Annotated in this window: 8 protein-coding genes and 1 tRNA gene; 7 read left to right on the top strand and 2 right to left on the bottom strand. The window is 68.4% G+C overall.

The window, feature by feature from the left end; genetic code table 11:
• Positions 1–2 precede the first annotated feature (2 nt).
• Complete coding sequence (locus C1I98_RS30570) at positions 3–2,000, bottom strand: M3 family metallopeptidase (RefSeq protein ID WP_111170853.1); 1,998 nt, start codon at positions 1,998–2,000, stop codon at positions 3–5.
• A 152-nt stretch (positions 2,001–2,152) separates the two neighbouring features.
• Here C1I98_RS30570 and C1I98_RS30565 point away from each other — a divergent pair.
• A tRNA-Gln gene (locus C1I98_RS30565) sits at positions 2,153–2,224 on the top strand.
• A 65-nt stretch (positions 2,225–2,289) separates the two neighbouring features.
• Here C1I98_RS30565 and C1I98_RS30560 read toward each other — a convergent pair.
• Entirely contained in the window at positions 2,290–3,216 is a 927-nt protein-coding gene (locus tag C1I98_RS30560) for an alpha/beta hydrolase (protein WP_111170852.1), read from the bottom strand.
• Positions 3,217–3,374: 158 nt separating this feature from the next.
• On the opposite strand from C1I98_RS30560, the gene C1I98_RS30555 reads away from it, so the two are divergent.
• From C1I98_RS30555 to C1I98_RS30530, 6 genes are all read left to right on the top strand, one after another.
• The gene (locus C1I98_RS30555) at positions 3,375–4,334 is read left to right on the top strand and encodes an ABC transporter ATP-binding protein (RefSeq protein WP_111170851.1); all 960 of its coding nucleotides are present in this window, start codon (positions 3,375–3,377) and stop codon (positions 4,332–4,334) included.
• A 25-nt stretch (positions 4,335–4,359) separates the two neighbouring features.
• Positions 4,360–5,073 (top strand): ABC transporter permease, encoded by a 714-nt coding sequence (locus C1I98_RS30550; RefSeq protein ID WP_158558238.1) that lies wholly within the window; start codon positions 4,360–4,362, stop codon positions 5,071–5,073.
• A gap of 19 nt (positions 5,074–5,092) precedes the next feature.
• Positions 5,093–6,328: a sensor histidine kinase gene (locus C1I98_RS30545; protein WP_199537324.1), complete on the top strand. Its 1,236-nt coding sequence runs from the start codon at positions 5,093–5,095 to the stop codon at positions 6,326–6,328.
• A 445-nt stretch (positions 6,329–6,773) separates the two neighbouring features.
• Positions 6,774–7,394: a response regulator gene (locus C1I98_RS30540; RefSeq protein ID WP_111170848.1), complete on the top strand. Its 621-nt coding sequence runs from the start codon at positions 6,774–6,776 to the stop codon at positions 7,392–7,394.
• An 88-nt stretch (positions 7,395–7,482) separates the two neighbouring features.
• Positions 7,483–8,001 carry a hypothetical protein gene (locus C1I98_RS30535; RefSeq protein ID WP_111170847.1) on the top strand — a complete coding sequence of 173 codons (519 nt, stop codon included), beginning with the start codon at positions 7,483–7,485 and terminating at the stop codon, positions 7,999–8,001.
• Between the two features lie 184 nt (positions 8,002–8,185).
• Positions 8,186–8,590, top strand: a complete 405-nt coding sequence (locus C1I98_RS30530; RefSeq protein ID WP_158558237.1) for a MarR family winged helix-turn-helix transcriptional regulator — start codon at positions 8,186–8,188, stop codon at positions 8,588–8,590.
• Positions 8,591–8,622 lie beyond the last annotated feature (32 nt).

Here is an 8,622-nt window from a genome sequence, read left to right as displayed (position 1 = left end):
GGTCAGGAGAGGCCGCGGCGGGTGAGGAGGGGGGCGATGTCGGGGACGCGGCCGCGGAAGGTGTGGAAGGCGCTCATGGGGTCGATACTGCCGCCCTTGCTGAGGAGTTCGCGGCGGAACCTGTCGCCATTGGCGCGACGCAGGCCGCCGTTCTCCTTGAACCATTCCACCGTGTCCGCGTCGAGGACTTCGCTCCAGATGTAGGAGTAATAGCCGGCGCTGTAACCGCTGGACCAGATATGGGCGAAGTACGTGCTGCGGTAGCGCGGCGGGATCAATGGATGGTCGAGGCCCGCCTGGGAGAGGGCGTGGTTCTCGAAGGACTCCCAGTCGGACACCTCGGCCACGCCGCCCTCGGTGTGCCAGGCCCAGTCGAGGAGAGCGGCGGCGAGGTATTCCACCGTGGCGTAGCCCTGGTTGAACCGCTCGGCTTCGAGCATCCGATCGACCATCTTCTGCGGCATCGGCTCGCCGGTCTCGTAGTGCCTGGCGTAGTTGGCCAGGATCTCGGGCCACACCGCCCACATCTCGTTGACCTGCGACGGGTACTCCACGAAGTCGCGAGGCACCGCCGTACCGGAGACGCGAGGGAACCGCACGTCGGAGAACAGGGCGTGCAGGGCGTGGCCGAACTCATGGAACATGGTGTTGACCTCACTGAAGGTCAACAGCGCGGGCTCACCGGGCGGTGGCTTGACGATGTTGAGGTTGTTGACCACGACCGGCTTTTCGCCGAGCAGGTCGGACTGCTTGACCAGGCTGTTCATCCAGGCGCCGCCGCGCTTGGACTCGCGGGCGTAGTAGTCGCCGAGGAACAGGCCGAGTGGTGTGCCGTCTTCCTCGAAGACCTCGAACACCCGGACGTCAGGGTGGTAGCCGCGAAGGTCGGGGCGGTCGGTGAAGGTCAGCCCGTACAGCTTGCCGGCCGCGTAGAAGACGCCGTCGCGCAGGACACGGTCGAGCTCGAAGTAAGGCCGCATCCGCGCCGTGTCGAGGTTGAAGCGGGCGTTGCGTACCTTCTCCGCGTAGAACGCCCAGTCCCACGGCCTAAGGTCGAAGCCCGCCTCGGCGCGCAGGGCCTCGGCCTCGGCGTTGGCATTGGCGACGGCGGCCGGGACGAGCTTGGCCAGCATGTCGGTGACCGCCTGGGGCTCCGGCGCGGTCTGGTCCGCCACGACGTAATCGGCGTGATGCGCGTAGCCGAGCAGGAGGGCGCGCTCGGCGCGTAGGCGCGCCATCCGGGTGACGATGCCGGCGTTGGCCGTGCCGCCTCTGCCGGTCGCCGCGTTGTGCAGGCGCTCCCGCAGCTCGCGGTCGGTGAGCCCGCTCAGGGCGGGCTGGCCCGTCGGCAGGATCAGCGAGATCGCGTACTTGCCGTCGAGCCCGCGTGCCTTGGCCGTCTCGGCGGCTCCCTCGACCGAGATCCCGTCCAGCCGGGCGGGGTCGTCCACCACGATGGTGGCGGCGCTGGTGTCGGCCAGCAGGTTCTGCTCGAACTCGGTCGCCAGCCTGGACAGCTCGTCGTTGAGCCCCATCAGCCGCTGCTTGTCCTGATCGTCCAACTCGGCGCCCGCGCGGACGAAGTCGGTGTGGTAGCGGTCAAGGAGCCATGCCTCGTCGTCCGCCAGGGTCTCCCGAACGGCGCGCAGCTCCTTGATCCGCCCGAATAGTGCGGGATCGAGCTTGATGGTGTCGCTGTGCTTGGCGAGCCGGGGGGTGATCTCCTTCTGGATCTCCCGGGTGCCCGGGGTGCTGTCGGAGGACACCTGGTTGAAAAAGACCGTGGACACGCGGTCCAGGATCCGGCCAGAACGTTCCAGCGCGGCGATCGTGTTGTCGAAGGTCGGCGGCTCGGGATTGCCCGAGATCGCGGCGACCTCGGCGAGCTGCTCCGCCATCCCGCGCTCGAACGCCGGCAGATAGTGCTCTTCGGCGATCTCCTCGAAGGGGGGCAGGTGGTACGGCAGGGCGCTGGGTGCGAAGAACGGGTTCGCGGTCAAAGTCGGATCTCCTCACGCGTGTCCTGGGATCTATCCTTCCGTACCCGCGATGCCTGTGGCACCCGCCGGGTATTCGTTTTGGCCTCGGCGGCAAAGCTGGGCTATCCTTGCCGAGGTCGCCGCGAGAGATTCCAGCGAGGATCACCGCGCGGTGGGGTATGGTGTAATTGGCAGCACGACTGATTCTGGTTCAGTTAGTCTAGGTTCGAGTCCTGGTACCCCAGCAGGTGTTGATTTAAGGCGGACGCCCTTCCGGGCAGCCGCCTTTTTCGTTGCCCGTTGCGGCCCTTCAGGCGAGGTCGTCGAGGATGTCGACGATCTGTTTCCACGCGGCCCGGCTGGGGGCGTGAGCGGTGCGGACGGTCCGCACGTCGAAGGTGTTACCGGGTGTGAGCGAGTCGGCCTCCTTGATCATCCGATTTTGCAGGGCCGGCGGGATGACCTGGTCTTCCGAGTGCCGGATGTAGGTGCGTGGCACGCGGCCCCATCTCTCCTTGCGCCCGCGAGCGTCGGCCGTCGCGATGTGCAGGCTGTCGTCGGGCAGCGAACCGTTGAGCATGGCCATGAACTCGGCCTCCGAAGAGTCGGCCATCAGCGCGGCCTTGAGCGGGACCAGGAACTTGGGGTCGGCGAGCCGCCAGTTGATCCTGATCGCGCCGATGACCGACGGATCGGCCGCCACGCCGGCCAGGATGGCGCCGATCTTGCTCGGCTTTCCCTCCGGTGTCGCCAGATAGGCCTCGGCGCTGGCCAGTTTGGTGCAGCAGAAGGCCGAATCGTAGACAAGCCGGTCGATCAGGTCGGGCACCTCGTCGGCCGCCTTGGTGATCGTCACTCCGCCCATGCTGCCGCCGACCAGGATGACGGGACCGTGCTTCGCCGCCCGCCGTACCGTCGCGACGGTCGCCGCCGCATAGTCGGCAAGGGTGATCTCGGCCATCGCCGATGGCGCGGTGGCCAGCGCCTGCGCATCCTGTGGCACCTGGTAGGCCGGTCGGAACTGGTCGTCCGTCGCCGAGTGGCCGGGCAGCTCCACGGCGACCGTGCGGTGCCCGCGCAGGGCCAGCTCGGCATCTGCCGACAGCCCGCCATTGGCCCCCGTGACGAACACATAGGTGGTCACGCGCCGGCCCCGGCCGGCGGCGATGCCTCCGGCTCCCGTCGCCCCGGCGACGGCGGCGGACTTCAGCGCGGTGCGGCGTGAGAAATCGTTCATGGGGCAAGCCTGGCAAGCGAGCCCCGGGTTGCGTATCGCCTGGTCGGCTCATCGATCGTGGGAGGCCGTATCCACCGATCGGTTGATACGGCGAATCCACCGATCGATGCGCTCCTTGGGCGATCCGAAGCCGGGGGCGCCGGCCGCATTCTTTTCGCATGACGGTGATTGATGTGCGCAACCTGCGCAAAGAGTACGGCCCGCATGTGGCGGTGGACGACGTGTCCTTCTCCGTGGAGCACGGGGAGATCTTCGGGATCCTCGGCCCGAACGGCGCGGGCAAGACCACCACTGTGGAATGCGTGGAGGGGCTGCGACGGGCCGACGCGGGCACGCTCGAAGTGCTGGGGCTCGACCCGCATGCCGACGGCAAGCGGCTGCGGCGGCGGATCGGCATCCAGCTCCAGGAGAGCCAGATCCCGGAGCGGCTGAAGGTGTGGGAAGCGCTCGACCTCCACAGTTCCTTCTATGACACCCCTACCGACTGGGGGCGGCTGCTCGACGACTGGGGGCTCGCCGCCAAGCGCGACACGCCCTTCGCAAAGCTCTCCGGTGGCCAGAAACAGCGTCTGTTCATCATGCTCGCCCTCGTCGGCTCTCCGGAGCTGGTGGTGCTCGACGAGCTCACGACCGGCCTCGACCCACAGGCGAGGCGCGACACCTGGGAGCTGATCGAGCGGGTCAGGGCCGGGGGCGTCACCGTGCTGCTGGTGACCCACTTCATGGAGGAGGCGGAGCGGCTCTGCGACCGGGTCATGGTCATCGACGCGGGGCGGGTCGTCGCGGTGGACAGCCCCTCAGGGCTGATCTCGCGTGCCGTCCCCGAGCAGCGCGTCCGGTTCCGCCCCTCGGCCCCGCTGGACGAGCGGCTGCTGACCGGCCTGCCCGAGGTGACCAGGGTCAGCATGACGGGCACCCGGGTGGAGGTGTCCGGCAATGGCGACCTGCTGCACGCGGTGACGTCCGTGCTGGCCCGCCACCGGATCGTGGCCGCCGACCTCCGCGTCGATCAGCCCAGTCTCGACGATGCCTTCGTGGCCCTGACCGCCAGCCGGCCGCATGGCTCCGGCGGTTCCCCGGGCGCTTCCGAAGGCGCGTCCGATCACCGGCGTGGCTGAAGTCCGAGATGACAAGGAGCGCGGGATGACCGCACTTACGAAGTACGAGCTGAAACTGTTCCTGCGCGATCCGGCCGCCACCCTGATCGTGCTGGTGCTGCCGGTGGGGATCGTCGCCCTGTTCGGTGTGGTCATGTCGCCGGGCGGGGGAGACGCCATCGAGACCTTCTTTCCTTCGGCCGCGATCGCGCTCGGCCTGGGCCAGCTCGGGATGAACCTCCTGCCCAGCACGATGGCCGGATACCGGGAGAAGGGCATTCTTCGCCGTATGGCCGGCACGCCCGTCCACCCGGCCGCGCTGCTCGGAGCCCAGCTCGTCGTGGGCGCGCTGTTCGCGCTGGTCTCCATGGCGCTGGTGGTGGCCGTCGGCGTCGTGGCCTTCGGGTTCGGGCCGCCTGGCAGCATTCCGGCGTTCCTGCTCACCTTCGTCCTGGGTGTCATGTCGCTGTTCGCGGTGGGGCTCCTGGTGGCGTCGATCGCGCCCAGCGGGCGCGTGGCGACCGGGATCGGCGTCGCGGTGTTCTTCGTGAGCATCGTGTTCGGGGGCGTCTTCATGCCGGTGGAGAGCCTGCCCGCCTTCATCGCCGACGTGGGCGACTTCACCCCGCTGGGGGCCTTCATGCGGGCGCTTCGGGCGAGCTGGGCGGGGGCCTGGCCCGAGCCGCTGCACCTGGGGGTGATGGCCGTGGTCGCACTCGGATTCTCGCTGCTGTCGGCCAAGATGTTCAGATGGGAGTGACCTTTTGGGGGTGATGGAAATGACCTGGCTCGGGCCCGACGAGGGGGTCTCCGTGCGAAGCAGGGAGGTGTGGGTCTACCTGGCACTCGCGTACGCCCTACTGGTGGTCGCTCTTCTCGCCGCGCTCCTGCTCGGGCAGGTCATTTCGCAGACGTGGGTGTTCGCCGGCCTGGCCGCGCTGTGGCTGCCATGGATGCACTGGCTGTATCCCCGGCGCCGTACACACCAGGCGGTGGCCATCGTCCACTACGTGGGCATCCTCGCCCTCGGTGGCGCTCTTGTGGCGACGAGTGTGGCCTTCACGCTCTTCCTGTCCATCGGCTACCCGCTGGCGGGTGTGCTGTTCCCGAAACGGGCGATCATGATCGGGGTCGCCGCCACGGCGATCACCACCGTGGTCGCCCAGAGCGATCCGAACGGGCAGGGGTTCGGGCAGATCGATCTGATCACTGCGCTGCTCGGGCTGTCGGTGCCGCTGCTGTTCGTGGGATGGCAGGTCGGCCTGGAGAGTGAGCGGCGCAGAAAGGCCAACCAGCGTCTCCAGGCCGCGCTGGCCGAGAACGCCGGGCTGCACGCCCAGCTCGTCGCCCAGGCCAGAGAAGCCGGTGTGCTGGACGAACGGCAGCGGCTGGCCAGGGAGATACACGACACCATCGCGCAGGATCTCGTGGCCTTGATCGGCCAGGTCCGGGCGGCCGAAGGGGCGCGCGACGACGTAGAGCAGTGGCGGCGGCACGCGGACCAGATCGCCGTACTGGCCGGCCGTGCCCTCACCGAGGCGAGACGGTCGGTTCGCGCGCTGCAGCCAGAGTCACTGGACGGAGCGCATCTCCCCGACGCCCTGGCCGACCTCGCCGGCCGATGGAGCGAGGGCACCGGGATCACCCCCGATTTCGACGTGACGGGCGCGCCCCGAAGGCTTGTCGCCGGGGTGGAGGTGACGATCTTCCGGGTGGCCCAGGAGGCGCTCTCCAACATCGCCAAGCACGCGAAGGCCGAGCGGGTCGGCGTGACGCTCGACTACCTCGACGACACGGTCCTGCTCGACGTTCGTGACGACGGCACCGGCTTCGACGACAGCGCCGCCGCGTGCTCCGCGGGCTTCGGCCTCGACACCATGCGCCAACGCGCCCGCGGTGTGGGCGGCTCGCTCACCATTGAGAGCAGCCCCGGCCAGGGCACCGCGGTAGCGCTCGCCGTCCCCGCGATCCCGGCCGACCCCGCCGATCCGGACACCTTGCTGGAGGAGAGGTGATCGATTCGTATGGTCGCGGTATCGCGGTGAGGTGGTCACGATGTCGTGCTTGTAGGGACTTGTTGGGTGTCGGGCGCGAGCGGGTGGGGGCGACTGGTCGGTGATGGTCTGTGGTTTGGTGGTCTTCGCTGGTGCAGAGCGGTGGATGGCGTGGCGTGGCTTGGCCGAGGTCGTGTTCGGGGTGGTCGGCGCTTCTGATCGGAGACGAGGGGCGCGACTTCACCGGCCACGGGTGGGAGCCTCAGAGGGCTGCTTTCGGTACCGGTGCGGTAGGGGGATTCGCATGGGACATGAGCTGAGCGGAGCAAGGCGGCCACCAGTTGGGCGGCGTGTGTGAACGACTTGTGCTTGGCCCCATTCCGGCAGGGGGCCTCGTCGGGTCGGTGTTGGAGGGTGGTTCGGTGGTGGGGTTGTGGTGAGTGGTGATTCGGGGGTTTCGGAGCCGGTGATACGGGTGCTCATCGTGGATGATCACCCGGTGGTTCGTGATGGGCTGCGGGCGGCGTTCGCGGCGGTGGGGGATATCGAGGTCGCCGGCGAGGCCGGCGATGGGGTCGAAGCCGTGCGGTTGGCGCGGGAGCTGGCCGTCGATGTCGTGTTGATGGATCTTCGGATGCCCGAGATGGACGGCGTACGGGCCATCCAGCGGCTTCGTGAGCTGGCGCCGAAGATTCGGGTCCTCGTGCTGACCACCTTCGACACCGATGCCGACGTTCTCCCGGCGATCGAGGCGGGGGCCACCGGCTACCTGCTCAAAGACGCGCCCACCGAGGAGTTGCTGCGCGCCGTACGAGCCTCGCACCGGGGAGAGACGGTGCTCGCGCCGACGGTGGCCGGGCTGCTCGTCGGCCGCGTCAGAAAACCGGTCAAGAGCACGCTGAGCCCCCGCGAGATGCAGGTGCTGCGCCTGGTCGCGGGCGGGGCGACCAACAAGGAGGCGGCGGCCAGGTTGTTCATCAGCGAGGCGAGCATCAAGACGCATCTCCTGCACGTGTACGCCAAGCTCGACGTCCGGGATCGCGCCTCGGCTGTGGCCGAGGCGTACAAAAGGGGTCTGTTGGGCTAAATTGACATGGATGCACAACCCTTCGCAAGAGTTCAGAGTCAATGGCTCCTTCGGGAGGTTTCTGCTGCCGTTCGCTGCTCCGCTCGTGATGTTCTTCCTGGTCATGCTGCTGCTCGGGGCGGTCTTCACGACCACGACGGTGGGCGGCGTCCTGGTCGGCCTGGTCGGGACCGGCGTCTTGGTCGGAGTGCTGGCGAGGAAGTACGCCAAGATGGCCGACCGCACCGTCATCCGATTCTCGCCGCTCGGTGTCGAACTGGAAGATGGTTCGGGATTTCGGGCGCGCCTGGCCTGGGGTGACATCACGCGGGTCGGCGAGGTGCAGACCAGGATGGCGAGCCCTCGGACGATCGGCCGCCCCGGTGGGATGCGGGTCCGCGCGGGTGCGATGCACTCGCTGGGCCTGATCGGCTGGGGGGAGCGGGCGGTTCCGCAGCGGATTCCCGCACGGATGCGGCAGCAACTGGCAGCGGTTCCAGTGGACCAGCGCACCGGCCGGCCCGAGGTGTCGATCCCGCTCGGCGCGATCGATCCGGCGTGGCAGAACGGCGATATGGGGAACTGGGTGGCACGGTACCGTCCTGACCTCATGCAGGTCGGCGCGTAAGGGGCGGTTCGGCGCAGTTAACGGCCGGCGGTGTGTCGCACATCTTGGGGCCGGATATTGCTGACTCGCTGAGGGCGGTCAGGGTCCGGCGAAGCTGGTGATCCTGTTTCTGCAGGTTAAGCGGTAAGTGTCGGCGGGAGTGTGTCCTGGGCCGGTGTGTCGCCGACGACGAGCTGGACGCGGTGTGCAGGAGCGGTTGGCGGCCGAAAGGTATGACGATCTTCGCTTCTCGCACGGCTACGTCTTCCAGCACCTCATCGAGGATGAACCGGGTGTCGGGGAGTTGGCCGACAAGCTCGCGGTGACCCAGCAGGCGGTGTCCAAGACCATTGGCGAGCTTGAGCGCCTTGGCTATGTGGAGCGGGCGGCGGACCGACGTGACGCGCGCATTCATCGCATCCGGTTGACCGCGCGCGGGCGGGACGCGGTGATGGCCGCCCGCCGGCTGCGGGCAGAGATGGAGGAACGTCTCGCGCTCGCAGTGGGGCGGGCGCGGTTGGCGGATGCGCGGGACGTGCTGGTGGCGGCACTTGATGCGCTGGGTGGGACCGTTGCCGTTCGTGATCGGGAGGTCCGGCCTCCTCGGTGACGGGCGGGGCTGTGGTGGTCGTTTCGGGGTTC

Source organism: Spongiactinospora gelatinilytica (assembly GCF_003236385.1).
Taxonomy (GTDB): domain Bacteria; phylum Actinomycetota; class Actinomycetes; order Streptosporangiales; family Streptosporangiaceae; genus Spongiactinospora; species Spongiactinospora gelatinilytica.
Note: the sequence above shows the minus strand (reverse complement) of the source record. Positions and strands in the feature narration are given on the sequence as shown.